Raw genomic sequence first — 252 nt, 5'->3', positions numbered from 1 at the left:
TTATCCTTCGCGCCGAGTTCGAAGATACGTTCGGCGGGAACACCGGCGTCGAGCCAGAACTGGTAGGCCTCGTTGTCGCGCGGCACGCCCTCGTCGCCTTCGAAGATGGTCACGTAGAGCTTCGCGGATCGATCCCGAACCATTCCTTTGAGGTGAGCAGCTCCCAGGCGTAGGCGATGGCGTCCTTCTTGAAGTAGTCGCCAAAGCTGAAGTTGCCGAGCATCTCGAAGAAGGTGTGGTGGCGGCGGGTGA

Annotated in this window: 1 pseudogene; it reads right to left on the bottom strand. The window is 60.3% G+C overall.

Annotated features, from left to right (window positions below):
* Positions 1 to 252: pseudogene (locus JAO29_RS23320) on the bottom strand (alanine--tRNA ligase-related protein); the annotation flags it as partial.

Source organism: Edaphobacter sp. HDX4 (genome assembly GCF_036877565.1).
Taxonomy (GTDB): Bacteria; Acidobacteriota; Terriglobia; order Terriglobales; family Acidobacteriaceae; genus Edaphobacter.
Note: the sequence above shows the minus strand (reverse complement) of the source record. Positions and strands in the feature narration are given on the sequence as shown.